13 protein-coding genes are annotated in these 15,089 nt (G+C 74.7%); 10 read left to right on the plus strand and 3 right to left on the minus strand.

What is annotated here, in order from left to right; all coding sequences use genetic code 11:
• Positions 1–6 precede the first annotated feature (6 nt).
• The 4 genes from ACIF8T_RS03685 to ACIF8T_RS03700 all read left to right on the plus strand — a co-directional run bounded on the left by ACIF8T_RS03685 (position 7) and on the right by ACIF8T_RS03700 (position 5,141).
• Positions 7–1,356: an NYN domain-containing protein gene (locus tag ACIF8T_RS03685; RefSeq protein ID WP_400030725.1), complete on the plus strand. Its 1,350-nt coding sequence runs from the start codon at positions 7–9 to the stop codon at positions 1,354–1,356.
• Positions 1,357–1,649: 293 nt separating this feature from the next.
• Positions 1,650–2,690 carry an NlpC/P60 family protein gene (locus tag ACIF8T_RS03690; protein ID WP_400030727.1) on the plus strand — a complete coding sequence of 347 codons (1,041 nt, stop codon included), beginning with the start codon at positions 1,650–1,652 and terminating at the stop codon, positions 2,688–2,690.
• 211 nt (positions 2,691–2,901) lie between these two features.
• Positions 2,902–3,918: an NlpC/P60 family protein gene (locus tag ACIF8T_RS03695; protein ID WP_400030729.1), complete on the plus strand. Its 1,017-nt coding sequence runs from the start codon at positions 2,902–2,904 to the stop codon at positions 3,916–3,918.
• A 20-nt stretch (positions 3,919–3,938) separates the two neighbouring features.
• Positions 3,939–5,141 (plus strand): hypothetical protein, encoded by a 1,203-nt coding sequence (locus ACIF8T_RS03700; protein ID WP_400030731.1) that lies wholly within the window; start codon positions 3,939–3,941, stop codon positions 5,139–5,141.
• Here ACIF8T_RS03700 and ACIF8T_RS03705 read toward each other — a convergent pair.
• Both ACIF8T_RS03705 and ACIF8T_RS03710 read right to left on the minus strand, forming a co-directional pair.
• A complete protein-coding gene (locus ACIF8T_RS03705) occupies positions 5,117–5,380 on the minus strand; it encodes a hypothetical protein (protein ID WP_400030733.1) in 264 nt (87 codons plus the stop codon). The genes ACIF8T_RS03700 and ACIF8T_RS03705 overlap by 25 nt on opposite strands.
• A gap of 99 nt (positions 5,381–5,479) precedes the next feature.
• Entirely contained in the window at positions 5,480–6,715 is a 1,236-nt protein-coding gene (locus ACIF8T_RS03710; protein WP_400030735.1) for a glycosyltransferase 87 family protein, read from the minus strand.
• Between the two features lie 145 nt (positions 6,716–6,860).
• On the opposite strand from ACIF8T_RS03710, the gene ACIF8T_RS03715 reads away from it, so the two are divergent.
• Complete coding sequence (locus tag ACIF8T_RS03715) at positions 6,861–8,003, plus strand: glycosyltransferase family 4 protein (RefSeq protein ID WP_400030737.1); 1,143 nt, start codon at positions 6,861–6,863, stop codon at positions 8,001–8,003.
• A 593-nt stretch (positions 8,004–8,596) separates the two neighbouring features.
• Here the strand turns inward: ACIF8T_RS03715 and ACIF8T_RS03720 are convergent.
• Complete coding sequence (locus ACIF8T_RS03720) at positions 8,597–10,393, minus strand: AMP-dependent synthetase/ligase (RefSeq protein WP_400030739.1); 1,797 nt, start codon at positions 10,391–10,393, stop codon at positions 8,597–8,599.
• 338 nt (positions 10,394–10,731) lie between these two features.
• On the opposite strand from ACIF8T_RS03720, the gene ACIF8T_RS03725 reads away from it, so the two are divergent.
• The 5 genes from ACIF8T_RS03725 (at position 10,732) to ACIF8T_RS03745 (ending at position 14,941) form a co-directional block, all read left to right on the plus strand.
• Complete coding sequence (locus ACIF8T_RS03725; RefSeq protein ID WP_400031484.1) at positions 10,732–11,487, plus strand: metallophosphoesterase; 756 nt, start codon at positions 10,732–10,734, stop codon at positions 11,485–11,487.
• A gap of 134 nt (positions 11,488–11,621) precedes the next feature.
• Positions 11,622–12,065, plus strand: coding sequence for an SRPBCC family protein (locus ACIF8T_RS03730; RefSeq protein ID WP_400030741.1), 444 nt, complete (start codon positions 11,622–11,624; stop codon positions 12,063–12,065).
• Between the two features lie 81 nt (positions 12,066–12,146).
• Positions 12,147–13,316 carry an ArsA family ATPase gene (locus ACIF8T_RS03735; RefSeq protein WP_400030743.1) on the plus strand — a complete coding sequence of 390 codons (1,170 nt, stop codon included), beginning with the start codon at positions 12,147–12,149 and terminating at the stop codon, positions 13,314–13,316.
• A gap of 57 nt (positions 13,317–13,373) precedes the next feature.
• The gene (locus tag ACIF8T_RS03740; protein ID WP_400030745.1) at positions 13,374–13,877 is read left to right on the plus strand and encodes a DUF5304 domain-containing protein; all 504 of its coding nucleotides are present in this window, start codon (positions 13,374–13,376) and stop codon (positions 13,875–13,877) included.
• Positions 13,878–13,987: 110 nt separating this feature from the next.
• Positions 13,988–14,941: an ROK family glucokinase gene (locus ACIF8T_RS03745; RefSeq protein WP_400030747.1), complete on the plus strand. Its 954-nt coding sequence runs from the start codon at positions 13,988–13,990 to the stop codon at positions 14,939–14,941.
• The last annotated feature ends 148 nt before the right edge of the window (positions 14,942–15,089 follow it).

Consider the following 15,089-nt stretch of genomic DNA (forward strand, 5'->3'; position numbering starts at 1 on the left):
TGACGGATGGTGGAGAGCGCAGGCGGGGGGCCGGGCGACGGCGCCGCTGAGGTGCTCGACCGTCCGCTGCCCGACGGCGTGCGGCGCCGGGTCGTGCAGATCGTCTCGGACGGCTTCGGCGCGCTGACGGTCGCCGAGCTGCCCGCGCAGCTGCGGCAGTACGCCCGCTTCGCCCCGAACCGGCGGGCCAAGTTCGCCGGCAACGCCATGGCCGCGGCGCTGGAGACCGACGCGCTGTTCCGGCAGCGCATCGGGGAGAAGCTCAGAGCGGCCCAGCCGGAACTGGCCGGCGCCCTCGACTCCGGCTCCCCGCCCCCGGCCGCGGACCCGCTCGACGTGGCGGCCGCGGCCTACGTTCTGCGCCCGGCCGGCTGGGTGAAGCTGGTGGCGGCGGCGGGCGAGGAGGCACAGCGCGCGGACGCCGAGCGCGCCGACGAGGAGAGCCGGGCGGAGCTGGAGCGGCTGCGCGCCGAGCTCGCCCGGGCCCGGGAGCACACCAGGGCCGAGACCGAGCGGCTGCGCGGCGAGCTGGAAGCGGCCCGCAAGGAGTCCGAGGCGCTGCACCGCAAGCTGCGCGCGGCCCTCAGCGACGTCAAGCGCGGTGAGGCCGCCCTGCGCAAGGCGCACGCCGAGACGGAGGCCGTGCGCGCCGAGGGGCAGGCCCAGGTGTCCGCCGCCGAGAGCGAGACCCGGCGGCTCAAGGCGCGGCTCGGTGAGAGCGAGACCGCCCTGGAGGCCGCCCGGCGGGCCGCCCGCGAGGGGCGCAGCGTCGAGGACATGCGGGTGCGGCTGCTGCTGGACACCGTCCTGGAGGCGGCGCAGGGGCTGCGCCGGGAGCTCGCGCTGCCGCCGGTGTCGGTGCGGCCCGCGGAGACCGTGGACGCCGTCGAGCCGGGCCGGATGAGCCCGAAGGACATCGCCGCCCGCGCGCTGTCCGAGGACGACCCGGCGGTCCTGGACCAGTTGCTGGCGCTGCCGCAGGCCCATCTGGTCGTGGACGGCTACAACGTGACCAAGACCGGCTATCCGCAGATGCCGCTGGAGAAGCAGCGGCTGCGGCTGCTCGGCCAGCTCGCCCAGCTCGCCGCGCAGAGCGGCGCCGAGGTGACGTGCGTCTTCGACGGGGCCGAGCTGGCCGCGCCGGTGCTGCTGGCGCCGCCGCGCGGGGTGCGGGTGCTGTTCTCCAAGCCGGGGGTCACCGCCGACGAGCTGATCCGCCAGCTGGTGCGCGCCGAACCGGCCGGCCGGCCGGTCATCGTCGCCTCCACCGACCGCGAGGTCGCCGACGGGGTGGCCCGCGCGGGTGCCCGCCCGGTGCCGTCGGCGGCGCTGCTCAGGCGGCTCTCACGAGGCTGAGCCCGGCGTGTGCCGGTACGTCCGTGCCGCAACGTACGGGCCGCTTGCCCGAATTGGGGCGGTGTCGGCGCGACGTAGCGTCAAGTGCGTATGACAGCTGGTGAGTTTCGTGTAAACAATGAGCCTTGCGGGGGATATTTTGCAGCTGAGGATTTGATCTGATCACGCGCAGGTCACTAGGGTCTGCCTCCGAACCTCCGCTCGGGTGTTCGCTCGCAAGGGGTGAGTGACGGCGGAGGGCACCGCCCACCGGCGTGTCGGTAGGCGGCTGGAGGAAGAAGGAGCTCGCCTTCGTGGCGTCCCACCGTCGTCCCAAGCAGCCGAGCCGCGCACGTGTGACCGTGCTGACCACCGCTGCGGCCGCTGCTGTCGCCCTGAGTTCGCAGGCCGCCAACGCCGCTCCGAGCGAGAAGCCGAGCAAGGACGAGGTCAAGGCCAAGGTCGACAAGCTCTACGAAGAGGCGGAGCAGGCCACCGAGAAGTACAACGGGGCCAAGGAGAAGCAGGAGAAGCTCCAGAAGGAGATCTCCACCATCCAGGACAACGTCGCCCGCGGCCAGGAGGAGCTCAACGAGCTCCGCGACGGCATCGGCCTGGCGGCCGCCGCCCAGTACCGCACCGGCAGCATCGACTCCTCCGTCCAGCTCTTCCTCTCGTCCGACCCCGACGACTACCTGGACAAGGCCTCCACCCTCGACCAGCTGAGCAGCCAGCAGGTCGAGGCGCTGAAGGAGATCCAGGAGAAGCAGCGCGAACTCGCCCAGGAGCGCGCCGAGGCCTCCGACAAGCTCAAGGACCTCGCCTCCACCCGCGAGGAACTCGGCAAGAAGAAGAAGGAAGTCCAGAACAAGCTCGCCGCCGCGCAGAAGCTGCTCAACAGCCTCTCCGCGCAGGAGAAGGCGGCGCTCGCCGCCGAGCAGGACCGCGCCAGCCGCACCAGCGAGCGCGAGGCCCTCACCGCCGACGTCCCGACCGGCTCGGGCCGGGCCGCCGCGGCCTTCGCCGCCGCCCAGAGCAAGCTCGGCACCCCGTACGTCTACGGCGCCACCGGCCCGTCCTCCTTCGACTGCTCGGGCCTGACCTCCTGGGCCTACGCCCAGGCCGGCGTCGGCATCCCGCGCACCTCCGAGGCGCAGTCGGGCTACGGCACGAAGATCTACTCGGTGAGCGACCTGAAGGTCGGCGACCTGGTCTTCTTCTTCAACGACCTGCACCACGTGGGCCTGTACGCGGGCAACGGTCAGATCATCCACGCCCCGCGCACCGGCACGGTCGTGCGGTACGAGTCGATGAACACCATCGGCGGCCCCTTCATGTGGGGCGTCCGCGTCTGAGTCCTCCTCCGGACCTTCCCGCACGCCGGGACGCCGTGTCCGCCGTTCGGGCGAATCACGGCACCGGGCCCTGATGCCACGCCCCGCCGATGACCTGCGTCAGCGGCGGGGCGTCACCGTGCGTGCGCACGGCGGTCGTTGGTCGGCACCCCGCCGCGGGGTTACTGTCTGCCGCGTTTCCAGTCCGCCAGCGGAAGGAGAGCGGCTTCCCGTGGGGTTCCATCGCCGCCGTGCATCGTCCGGGTTCGACCGGGGCGCCAGCGTCGCGGTCGGCTTCCTGTCCCTCGCGGCCGCCGTCCTGGCCGCCGCACCGGCGGTCGTGGCCGCGCCGCACGACGACACCCGCGCCGAGGTGGACCGCCTCTACGCGGAGGCCGAGAAGGCGACGGAGGCCTACAACAAGGCCGACGAGCGCGCCGACGCGCTGCGCGGGAAGGTCGGCTCCGCGCAGGACCGGATCGCCCGCCAGCAGGAGCGCATCAACACCATGCGGGAGAAGCTCGGTTCGCTCGCCGGGGCCCAGTACCGCGCGGGCGGCATCGACCCGTCCCTGGCCCTGCTGTTCTCCGAGGACCCGGACGACTACCTCGACAAGGCCGCCACCCTCGACCGGATCACCGTCCACCAGGCCGGCGAGCTGAGGGAGTTGCAGTCGGCGATGCGCGACCTGGCGCAGGAACGGGCGGAGGCGTCCCGCGTCCTGCGCGCGCTGGAGAGGAGCCGCACGGCGGTCGCCGCCCACAAGAAGACCGTGGAGCGCAAACTCGCCGAGGCGCGGCGGCTGCTCAACTCCCTTCCGGACGGCGAGCGCGCCGCCCACGACCGCGCCGCCCGCTCCGGCCGGTCCGCCGTGCCCGCTCCCGGGGACGCCGCCCCGGCCTCCGGCCGCGCGGGAGCCGCCGTCGCCGCGGTCCGCTCCGCGCTCGGCAGGCCGTACGTGTGGGGCGCCAACGGGCCCGGCGGATTCGACTGTTCGGGGCTGATGCAGTGGTCGTACGCGCAGGCGGGGGTGGCCCTGCCGCGCACCTCGCAGGCCCAGCGGTACGCCGGCCGGCAGGTCCCGCTGTCCGCGGCGCAACCCGGGGACCTGGTGATCTACCGCTCCGACGCGAGCCATGTCGGGATGTACGTGGGCAACGGCCAGGTGATCCACGCGCCCTACCCCGGCGCGCCCGTGCGCTACGACCCGGTCGGGATGATGCCGGTCTCGTCGGTCACAAGAGTCTGACGCGCCCGTACGATCGGCAGGTGGCTGGTCGAGGGCGGGTGCCGGGTTCCGGAGTCGTGGTGTCCGGGGTCGTGGTGCTCTGTCTGCTGCTCGCCTCGCTCGTCGGGTGCGGCGGGCGGTCCGCCGACGCGGCCGCGGTGGACGTGCAGCGCACCCTGGACCGGCGGGCGCGGGCCGTGCTCGACGGCGACCGGGCGGCGTTCGCGCGCACCGGCGCGCCGGGCTGGTTCGGCAACCTGGGCGCGGTGCCGCTCGCGGACTGGTCGTACCGCCTGACCGCCCTGCACCGCCGCGGCGACCGGGCCACCGCCGACGCCGAACTGCGCTACCGCGTCGAGGGGTACGACAGGGCCCCGGTCACCGTCGGCCGGGTCCTGGCACTGACCCGGCGGGACGACGGAGGCTGGTACGTCGACTCCGACCGGCCCGGCGCGAAGTCCGCGCAGCAGCTGTGGGACCAGGGCGCGGTGCGCGTCGTGCGCGGTGCGCGGAGCCTGGTGCTGGGGGTCGGGCAGTCCGCCGGGGCGCTGCGCCGGTACGCGGACCTGGCCGACCGGGCGGTGCCGGCGGTCTCCGGCGCGTGGGGCACGGACTGGGCCCGGCGGGTCGTCGTGCTCGTCCCCGCGTCGCTGGAGGCGATGGCCGGGCTGCTCGGCTCGCCCGCCTCCTCCTACCGGGGGATCGCGGCGGTCACGACCGGCGAGACGGGCGACCCGGAGCGGGCGCCCGCGGACCGCGTCATCCTGAACCCGGACGCCTACGGGGTGCTCGGCGCCTTCGGCAGGCAGGTCGTCCTCACCCACGAGACCACGCACGTCGCCACCCGCGCCGCCACCACCGCCGCGACCCCGCTGTGGCTCTCCGAGGGGTACGCCGACTGGGTCGGCTACCGCGGCAGCGGGCGCACGCCGGCCCAGGCCGCGCCGGAACTGGCCCGGGCGGTGGGCCGGGGCGAGGTGCCCGACCGCCTGCCGGGCGACGGGGAGTTCGGCTTCTCCGGGGACGGGGAGCGGCTCGCGCGCGCCTACGAGAGCGGCTGGACGGCCTGCCGGCTCATCGCCGAGGAGTGGGGCGAGGCGGAACTGGTCGCCTTCTACCGGGCCGTCGGCGCGCACCAGGAGCGGTCCGGGGCGGTCGAGGACGCGATGCGGACGGTGCTCGGGACGACGCCCGGGGAGTTCACCGCGCGGTGGCAGGACTACCTGCGGGCCCGGCTGGGCTGATCCGGCAGGGCGACCGCCCCGCGCAGCCAGGCGCGTTCGGCCTCCCCGGCCGCCCGCGCGGACCGCGGCGGACCCTGCCGGAACGGGTCGTCCGTCTCCTCGGCGCGCACCGGCCGGCCGCCGCGGCGGAAGAGGCCCGCCGGTGTCTCCGGGAAGTCCGGGCGCCGGCGCAGCACCGCCGCCTGCTCGCCCGGGCCGGGCCGGCGGCACAGGGACGCCGGCAGCGCGCCGAACCGCACCTGGCCGGTGACCCCGGCCTGCTTTCCGTGGCGCAGCCGCTCCCGGAGTTCCTCGCGGCCGCGCTCGGCGGGGTCCTCGAGGGCAGCGGGGGCCCCGGCTCAGGAGGAGACGGGCGCCTCGTCGGCGCGGGCCGGCCGGGCGGGCAGGGGGGCCGGGGCGGGGCGGGGGACCGTCGCGCGCCACAGGGCGCGGGCGGCGACGAGGGTGGCGGCCACCAGCAGGCCGTTGCGCACCACGAGCAGGGTGACGCCGAGGCCGTCGCTGGCCACCACGTGCGCGAACCAGACCGGGAACTCCAGCACCGTCACCAGGGACGCCGCGAGGACCAGGGCGACGGGCAGCCGCATCCGGGTGGTCCGGAAGCCCGCGCAGACCGCCGCCAGACCGACCAGCCACACCAGGTACTGCGGGCTGATCACCCGGCTGGTGGTGGTGAACATCAGCACCGCCGCGAACGCCGCGTCGGCGAGCGTGTGGGCCTCGAAGCGGGTGGCCGTCAGCCGCCACAGCAGCAGCCAGCCGAAGGCCGCCCCGGTGAGGAACAGCGCCGCCGTGCTGACCACGTCCACGTACGGGCCGAGGAACTCCACCGAGCCGTAGTTGAGCAGCACCTCGCCCTGCCAGCCGTGGTGCCGGGCCACGTGGAAGACCAGCGCGCCCAGCGACTCCACCTCGGTGCCCCGGTCGCGCTGGAACGTCAGGAAGGCGAACGCGCCCGGCATGGCCACGGCGAACACGACGGCCACGCCCGCGCCGGCCGCCGCCGCGGCCCCCCAGGCGGAGCGCCGCCGGGCGCCCAGGAGCAGCAGCGCCGGCCACACCTTCAGCAGCGCCCCGAAGCCCGCCAGCACCCCCATGAGCCGGGGGTGCCGGGCACCCGCGAGCAGCGCGGCGACCGCCACCGCCGTGACCATCACGTCGTAACGGGCGTACACCGTCGGCCCGAGCAGCGGCAGGCCCGCCACCCACACCCAGGCGCCGCGCGGCGTCCGGCCCGGGCGCCGGCCCGCGTACAGCAGCAGCGCCAGGACCACCAGGTCGGCGAGGCAGGCCAGGACGAAGAACGCCGTCGCGTACTCCAGGAAGGGCAGCAGCGCGGGGGAGAGGATCGCCAGGGCGGCGGCCGGCGGGTACTGCCAGGTGACGTCCTCCAGCGGGAACGTCCCGGTGCGCAGGACCTCGTACCAGCCCCGGTAGATCCCGGACACGTCGCTGGTGACGTCCGGGCCGGGGAAGACGTACACCTTGAGGACGAACAGCAGCAGCAGCGCCCTCGTCAGGCCCCAGGTGAGCAGGGGCCAGGCCGGGGACCGCCGCACGCCCGTCGTCTTCACCGTGATCCCTGCCCGTCCGCCGCCGCCGTGAGGGGGCCATGATGACCCGGCCGGCTGTTCATCTGCCATGGACACGGCCACGCCCTGCTGTGAGCAGCGGGTTCGGCCGTCGTCCGACGGTAACCGTTCGGTAGGGTCTGCGGCGATGCACAAGACCCTGATCGTGACCAACGACTTCCCGCCCCGGCCGGGCGGCATCCAGGCGTTCCTGCACAACATGGCGCTGCGGCTGGACCCGGACCGGCTGGTCGTCTACGCCTCGACCTGGAAGCGCGGCCGGGAGGGCGCCGAGGCGACCGCCGCCTTCGACGCCGAGCAGCCCTTCACCGTCGTCCGCGACCGCACGACCATGCTGCTGCCGACACCGCAGGCCACCCGGCGGGCCGTCGGGCTGCTGCGGGAGCACGGCTGCACGTCGGTGTGGTTCGGGGCGGCGGCGCCGCTCGGGCTGATGGCGCCGGCGCTGCGTAGGGCGGGCGCCGAGCGGATCGTGGCCACCACCCACGGGCACGAGGCCGGCTGGGCCCAGCTGCCCGCCGCGCGGCGGCTGCTGCGCCGCATCGGGGACGCCACGGACACGCTCACCTACCTCGGCGAGTACACGCGCTCCCGGATCGCCGGGGCGCTCACCGCGGACGCCGCCGCGCGGATGGTGCAGCTGCCGCCCGGGGTCGACGAGAAGACCTTCCACCCGGCGTCCGGCGGCGACGAGGTCCGGGCGCGGCTCGGGCTCACCGACCGGCCCGTGGTCGTGTGCGTCTCCCGGCTGGTGCCGCGCAAGGGGCAGGACACGCTGATCCGGGCCCTGCCGCGCATCCTGGCCGCCGAGCCGGACGCGGTGCTGCTCATCGTCGGCGGCGGCCCCTACGAGAAGGAGCTGCGCCGGCTGGCCCACGAGACGGGAGTCGCCGGGTCCGTGCGCTTCACGGGCTCCGTCCCCTGGTCCGAGCTGCCCGCCCACTACGGCGCCGGGGACGTCTTCGCCATGCCCTGCCGGACCCGCCGCGGCGGCCTCGACGTCGAAGGGCTCGGGATCGTCTACCTGGAGGCCTCCGCGACCGGGCTGCCCGTCGTCGCCGGCGACTCCGGCGGAGCGCCCGACGCCGTCCTCGACGGGGAGACCGGCTGGGTCGTGCGCGGCGACGCGCCCGAGGACGCCGCCGACCGCATCGTCACCCTCCTCGCCGACCCCGAACTCCGCCGCCGCATGGGCGAACGGGGCCGCGCCTGGATCGAGGAGAAGTGGCGCTGGGACCTCCTGGCGGAGCAACTGAAAAACCTGCTGTAGCCCGACACCCTCAAGGGCGCGGGGAACTGCGCGAAGACCCCCAGTGAACCCGCGCCCGCCGACGGCGCTCAGGCGGCTCTCGCGGGACGCCTTTCGGGGGCGCGGGGAACTGCGCGAAGACCCCAGCCCACCCGCGCCCGCCGACGCCGCTCAGGCGGCTCTCGCGGGACGCCTTTCGGGGGCGCGGGGAACTGCGCGAAGACCCCCAGTGAACCCGCGCCCGCCGACGCCGCTCAGGCGGCTCTCGCGGGACGCCTTTCGGGGGCGCGGGGAACTGCGCGAAGACCCCCAGTGAACCCGCGCCCGCCGACGCCGCTCAGGCGGCTCTCGCGGGACGCTCTTCGGGGGCGCGGGGAACTGCGCGAAGACCCCCAGTGAACCCGCGCCCGCCGACGCCGCTCAGGCGGCCTTCGCGGGACGCTCTTCGGGGGCGCGGGGAACTGCGCGAAGACCCCCAGTGAACCCGCGCCCGCCGACGGCGCTCAGGCGGCTCTCGCGGGACGCCTTTCGGGGGCGCGGGGAACTGCGCGAAGAACCACAACCCACCCGCACCCGCCGACGGCACTCAAGCGCCACTCCCGAAGCGCCGCAGGCTACTTCGCGTAGATCGCCTCGATCTCGTCCGCGTAATCCTTCGCCACCACGTTCCGCTTCAGCTTCAGCGACGGCGTCAGATGCCCCGACTCCTCCGTGAACTGCGAGGCGAGGACACGGAACTTCCGCACCGACTCCGCCTTCGACACCGCCGCGTTCCCGTCGTCGATCGCGGCCTGCACCGCGGCCAGCAGGTCCGGGTCCTCCCGCAGCGACGCCGCCGTGGAGCCCGCCGGCTTGCCGTGGTCGGCGCACCAGCGGCCGAGGAACTCCTCGTCGAGGGTGACCAGCGCGCCCACGAACGGCCGCCCGTCACCGACCACCATGCACTCCGCGACCAGCGCGTGCGCCCGGATGCGGTCCTCGATGACGGCCGGGGCGACGTTCTTGCCGCCCGCGGTGACCAGGATCTCCTTCTTGCGGCCGGTGATCCTGAGGTACCCGTCCTCGTCCAGCGTGCCGATGTCACCGGTGTGGAACCAGCCGTCGGCCAGCGCCTCCGCCGTCGCGCCCGGGTTGTTCCAGTACTCCTTGAACAGGTGCTCGCCGTGCAGCAGCACCTCGCCGTCGTCGGCGATGCGGACCACCGAGCCGGGCAGCGGCTGGCCGACCGTGCCGATCTTCTGCCGGTCCCAGGGGTTGAACGCGGTCGCCGCGCAGGACTCGGTCAGGCCGTAGCCCTCCAGGACCGTGAAGCCGATGCCGCGGAAGAAGTGGCCGAGCCGCTCGCCCAGCGGGGCGCCGCCGGAGATCGCGTACTCGCCGCGTCCGCCGAGGACCGCGCGCAGCTTGCCGTAGACCAGCTTGTCAAAGAGCTTGTGCTTCAGCCTCAGGCCGAGCGACGGGCCGGACGGGGTGTCCAGCGCCCGGCTGTACGCGATCGCGGCGTCCGCGGCCCGGTCGAAGATCCTGCCCTTGCCGTCGGCCTGCGCCTTGGCCCGCGCCGAGTTGTAGACCTTCTCGAAGACGCGCGGCACACCGAGGATCAGCGTCGGCCGGAACGCGGCCAGTTCGTCGGTGAGGTTCTTGATGTCCGGGACGCAGCCCAGCTTGATCGGCGCCATCATCGGCGCGACCTGGACCAGCCGGCCGAAGACGTGCGCGAGCGGCAGGAAGAGCAGCACCGAGCACTCGCCCGTGCGGAACAGCGGGCGCAGCCGCTCCACGACGTTGCCGCACTCGGCGAAGAAGCTGCGGTGGGTGAGCACGCAGCCCTTCGGGCGGCCGGTGGTGCCGGAGGTGTAGACGATGGTCGCCGGGTCGTCGGCCTTCGCGATCGAGCCGCGCTCCTCGACCGTCTCGTCGGTGACGTCCTGGCCGAGCCGCCCGAGCTCCTCCACCGCGCCGGCCTCGATCTGCCAGACATGTTTGAGGGCGGGCAGCCCTTCGCGGACCGACTCGACGGCGGCGGCGTGCCCGGCCGTCTCCACGACGCACGCGGTGGCGCCCGAGTCGCCGAGTATCCACTGCACCTGCTCCGGCGAGCTGGTCTCGTACACCGGCACCGTGACCGCGCCCGCGCTCCAGATCGCGAAGTCCAGCAGCGTCCACTCGTAACGGGTGCGGCTCATCAGGCCCACCCGGTCGCCCGGCTGCACGCCGGCCGCGATCAGCCCCTTGGCGGCCGCCCGGACCTCGGCGAAGAAGGCGCGGGCCGTCACGTCCTGCCAGGTGCCGCCCACCTTGCGGGCGATGACGGCGACGTCCGGGTGCTGCGCGGCGTTTCTGCGGACGATGTCGGTCAGATTGCCGTCCGCAGGGACCTCGTACAAAGCCGGAAGGCTGAACTCGCGCAAGACTGCTGCTCCTCATAGGGCGCCGGCGCCACGACGTTGTGTGATGCGGCCGTACGGTCCAAGGCTCGGGCAAGTGCTCGGGAATTCAGCTGTTGAAAACCTGAGCACGACTGGACTGCCCGGACGTTACCCGTCGGTATGGCTTCTTCGACAGGGGGTCCCGGCGAGATGTTCGCTGCGTCACACAGATGGGTGTTTCCTCGCGCACAGTAGTCCAGAGGGCCGAAAACTGGCCACTGAGCGCAGGTCAGGACACCTCTGTTCACATGTGCCGCCCAGCCCTACCCTTGATCGACATGGCATCCACACGAGCCGGTGACCGCACCACGCGCGTCCACGTGGTCAGCGACGTCCACGGCAACGCCCGTGACCTGGCCACCGCCATGGAGGGCGCCGACGCCCTGATCTGCCTCGGCGACCTCGTCCTCTTCCTCGACTACGCCGACCACGCGCGCGGCATCTTCCCCGACCTGTTCGGCGTCGAGAACGCCGACCGCATCGTCGAACTGCGCACCGCGCGCCGCTTCGAGGAGGCGCGGGAGTTCGGGGCCCGGCTGTGGGCGGGCATCGGCGAGGACCGGGCCGCCGTCGTCGAGAAGGCGGTGCGCCGGCAGTACGCCGAGCTGTTCGCCGCGTTCCCCACCCCCACCTACGCCACCTACGGCAACGTCGACGTGCCGTCCCTGTGGCCGGAGTACGCCGGGCCCGGCACCACCGTGCTCGACGGGGAGCGCGTGGAGATCGGCGGCCGGGTGTTCGGCTTCGTGGGCGGCGGGCTGCGCACCCCGATGCGGACGCCGTACGAGATCGACGACGAGGAGTACGCGGCGAAGATCGAGGCCGTCGGCGAGGTCGACGTGCTGTGCACGCACATCCCGCCGGAGGTCCCGGAACTCGTCTACGACACCGTCGCGCGCCGCTTCGAACGCGGCAGCCGGGCCCTGCTCGACGCGATCCGCCGCACCCGGCCCCGGTACGCCCTCTTCGGGCACGTGCACCAGCCGCTGGCGCGGCGCATGAGGATCGGGGCGACCGAGTGCGTCAACGTGGGGCACTTCGCGAGCACCGGGAAGCCGTGGGCGCTCCAGTGGTGAGCACCGGCCCGGCGGCCGACGGCGTGTGCGCAGGTAGCGGTGCGGTCGGTACGGGCACCGCGCGGTAGCCTTCACGCTGCACTCACGTGCACACCACGACCTCATACCGGCCCGCATCCGGAGGAGCCACGCCGATGGCGGAACACACCAGCTCGAGCATCACGATCGAGGCGGCACCGGACGACGTCATGGGGGTGATCGCCGACTTCGCCCGCTACCCGGAGTGGACCGGTGAGGTGAAGGAGGCCGAGGTCCTCAGGACCGACGCGCAGGGCCGCGCCGAGCAGGTGCGCCTGGTCATGGACGCCGGTGCCATCAAGGACGACCAGACGCTGGCCTACACCTGGACCGGGGACCACGAGGTGTCCTGGACGCTGGTGAAGTCCCAGATGCTGCGCTCGCTGGACGGCACCTACCTGCTGAAGCCGGCCGGGGCGGGGTCGACCGAGGTGACCTACCGGCTGACGGTGGACGTCAAGATCCCGATGCTCGGGATGATCAAGCGCAAGGCGGAGAAGGTCATCATCGACCGGGCGCTGGCCGGCCTGAAGAAGCGGGTGGAGACCGGGGGCAGATGACCCGCCGCGCCGGCCGCGGGCCCGACCCGCCGCCGGCGCCGGACCCGGCCGCCCCGCCGCCGACCGGTAGCGTTCACCCCCATGCGCACCCTCCTGATCACCGGCCCGGGCGGCAGCGGCCGCACGACCGTGGCCGCGGCCACCGCCCTGCGGGCGGCCCGCGAGGGGACGGCCACCCTCGTGCTGTCCGCCGACCGCACCGACACCCTCGGCGCGGCGCTCGGCGTCGGGACGGGTGCCGCCCCGGTCCGGGCCGCCGAGCACCTCACCGCCTGGCGGCCCGACGCCGCCGAGGGCTTCCGCGCCGACCTCGCGGCCTTCCAGGACCGCGCCACCGCCGCCCTCGACCTGCTCGGCGCCTCCCGCCTCGACCCGGAGGAGCTCACCCCGCTCCCCGGCGCCGGGGAACTCGCCCTGCTGCGCGCCCTGCGGGACGCCGCCCTGTCGGAGGCGTACGACCTGCTCGTCGTCGACCTGCCGCCCGCCCCGCACGCCCTCGACCTGCTGTCCCTGCCCGAGGAACTGCGCCGCTACCTGCGCCGCCTGCTCCCGCCCGAGCGGCAGGCGGCCCGCGCCCTGCGCCCCGTGCTGGGCCGGCTCGCCGGCGTCCCCATGCCCGCGGAGTGGCTGTACGAGACCGCCGCCCGCTGGGACGTGGAGCTCGCCGCCGTCGAGGCGGTCGTCGCCGACCGGGACACCGTCGTGCGGCTGGTCGCCGAGCCGGGACCGGCGGGCGAGGACGCCGTCCGCGCCGCCGCGCTCGGCCTCGCCCTGCGCGGGCTGCGCACCGACGTGCTGGTGGCCAACCGGGTCCTGCCCGAGGCGTCCGGCGACACCTGGCTCGCCGGGCCCGTCGCCCAGCAGCGCAAGGTCCTGGACGCCTGGCAGGAGGCGTACGACGTGCGGACCGTCGCCCACCTGGGGCGCGACCCGCGCGGCGCCGACGACCTCGCCGCGCTCGCCGTCCCGGGCGCCGGCGCTCCCGCCGGTCCCGTCGACTGGCCCGTCACCGACCGGCTCGCCGAGGACGGCGTGCTCGTCTGGCACCTGCCGCTGCCCGGGGCCGCCCGGGACGACCTGGACCTCGTGCGGCGCGGCGACGAACTCGTCGTCACCGCCGGGCCGTTCCGCCGGATCGTTCCGCTGCCGTCCGCCCTGCGCCGCTGCACCGTCGCCGGGGCGGCCCTGCGCGACGGCGAGCTGCGCATCCGCTTCGCGCCGGATCCGCGGCTGTGGCCGCGCGGCCGGTGAACGGCCTGCGCCCGTTCGGGTAACGTCGTAGGGACGAACCGTAGTCAGGAGTCCGTCATGAGCGAAGAGCTCCCCCCGTCCGACGCCGCCGGGGACGAGACCGTGGACGAGACGCGGACCGCCGACGCCGACGCCTGGGCGACCGCGTGCGCCGAGGACCTGGCAGCGGAGAAGGCCCGCCGCCGCGGCCATGACGGCCCGCCGCCCGGATCGGCCGCCGAGGAGCTGAGGAAGCTCGTCGACGCCGTCGCCGACAAGCTCGACAAGCTCTCCGGGCCGCAGTCGCCGCTGTTCGGCGCGGTCGCCGGGCCCGCCGCCCAGGAGGTGGTGCGCCAGGTCGTCCAGCAGGCCAAGGCCGCCGTGGAACCCGTCATCGAGCGCAACCCGGACGTCTTCGACCACCTGGCCGCCGCCGGCAGTGAACTGCTCGCCGCCTACCGCTCCGCCGTCGAGGCCCAGGAGCGGCGCTGGACGGCCCGCGGGAACGACGCCCGCGACCTCGGCGACCGCCGCGGCCGCGACGACGGCACCGGTCCCGGCGAGCGCATCGACCTGGACTGACCGCCCCGGGGCGTCCACCGGGCCCGTCCGCCCGGCGGACGACGGGCCCCCGACGGCAGGGCCTCGGGTACGGTTGGCCGTAGCGGGGCTCGACCGAAACTGAGGGATTCATGGGACTCACCATCGGCGTCGACATCGGCGGCACGAAGATCGCGGCCGGCGTGGTCGACGAGGAAGGCAACATCCTCTCGACCCACAAGGTGCCGACCCCGGGCACGCCCGAGGGCATCGTGGACGCGATCGCCTCGGCGGTGGAGGGCGCGCGCGCCGGTCACGACATCGTCGGCGTGGGCATCGGCGCCGCCGGCTACGTCAACCGGCAGCGTTCCGAGGTCTACTTCGCGCCCAACATCGACTGGCGCAACGAGCCGCTCAAGGAGAAGGTCGAGGCCCGCGTGGGCCTCCCGGTCGTCGTGGAGAACGACGCCAACGCGGCCGCCTGGGGCGAGTACAAGTTCGGCGCGGGCAAGGGCCACCGCAACGTCATCTGCATCACCCTCGGCACCGGCCTCGGCGGCGGCATCATCATCGGCAACAAGCTGCGCCGCGGCCACTTCGGCGTGGCCGCCGAGTTCGGCCACATCCGGATGGTGCCGGACGGCCTGCTGTGCGGCTGCGGCTCGCAGGGCTGCTGGGAGCAGTACGCCTCCGGCCGCGCCCTGGTCCGGTACGCCAAGCAGCGCGCCAACGCCACCCCCGAGAACGCCGAGGTGCTGCTCGGCATGGGAGACGGCACCCCCGACGGCATCGAGGGCAAGCACATCTCCATGGCCGCCCGCCAGGGCGACCGGGTGGCCGTCGACTCCTACCGGGAGCTGGCCCGCTGGGTCGGCGCGGGCCTGGCCGACCTCGCCTCCCTCTTCGACCCGTCCGCCTTCATCGTCGGCGGCGGCCTCTCCGACGAGGGCGAGCTGGTCCTCGGCCCGATCCGCAAGTCCTACAAGCGCTGGCTGGTGGGCGGCAACTGGCGCCCGGTCGCCGACGTCCTGGCCGCCCAGCTCGGCAACAAGGCGGGCCTGGTCGGCGCCGCCGACCTGGCCCGGGAGCCCGACCCGGTCATGTGACACCCCGGCGGGCGCGGAGTGCCCCCCCCCCCCCCCCCCCCCCCCCCCCCCCCCCCCCCCCCCCGGGGGGGGGGGCGGGCCGGCCGGGGGGGGGGGGCCCCCCGCCCCCCCCCCCCCCCCCCCCCCCCCCCACCCCCCCCCCCCCCGT

Source organism: Streptomyces sp. NPDC085946, from assembly GCF_044540485.1.
Classification (GTDB): domain Bacteria; phylum Actinomycetota; class Actinomycetes; order Streptomycetales; family Streptomycetaceae; genus Streptomyces.

What these genes read in the sequence shown, in the direction of transcription:
- ACIF8T_RS03685 (WP_400030725.1), top strand. Translation starts at nt 7, where the DNA reads ATGGTGGAGAGCGCAGGCGGGGGGCCGGGCGACGGCGCCGCTGAGGTG.
- ACIF8T_RS03745 (WP_400030747.1), top strand. Translation starts at nt 13,988, where the DNA reads ATGGGACTCACCATCGGCGTCGACATCGGCGGCACGAAGATCGCGGCC.
- ACIF8T_RS03730 (WP_400030741.1), top strand. Translation starts at nt 11,622, where the DNA reads ATGGCGGAACACACCAGCTCGAGCATCACGATCGAGGCGGCACCGGAC.
- ACIF8T_RS03740 (WP_400030745.1), top strand. Translation starts at nt 13,374, where the DNA reads ATGAGCGAAGAGCTCCCCCCGTCCGACGCCGCCGGGGACGAGACCGTG.
- ACIF8T_RS03715 (WP_400030737.1), top strand. Translation starts at nt 6,861, where the DNA reads ATGCACAAGACCCTGATCGTGACCAACGACTTCCCGCCCCGGCCGGGC.
- ACIF8T_RS03735 (WP_400030743.1), top strand. Translation starts at nt 12,147, where the DNA reads ATGCGCACCCTCCTGATCACCGGCCCGGGCGGCAGCGGCCGCACGACC.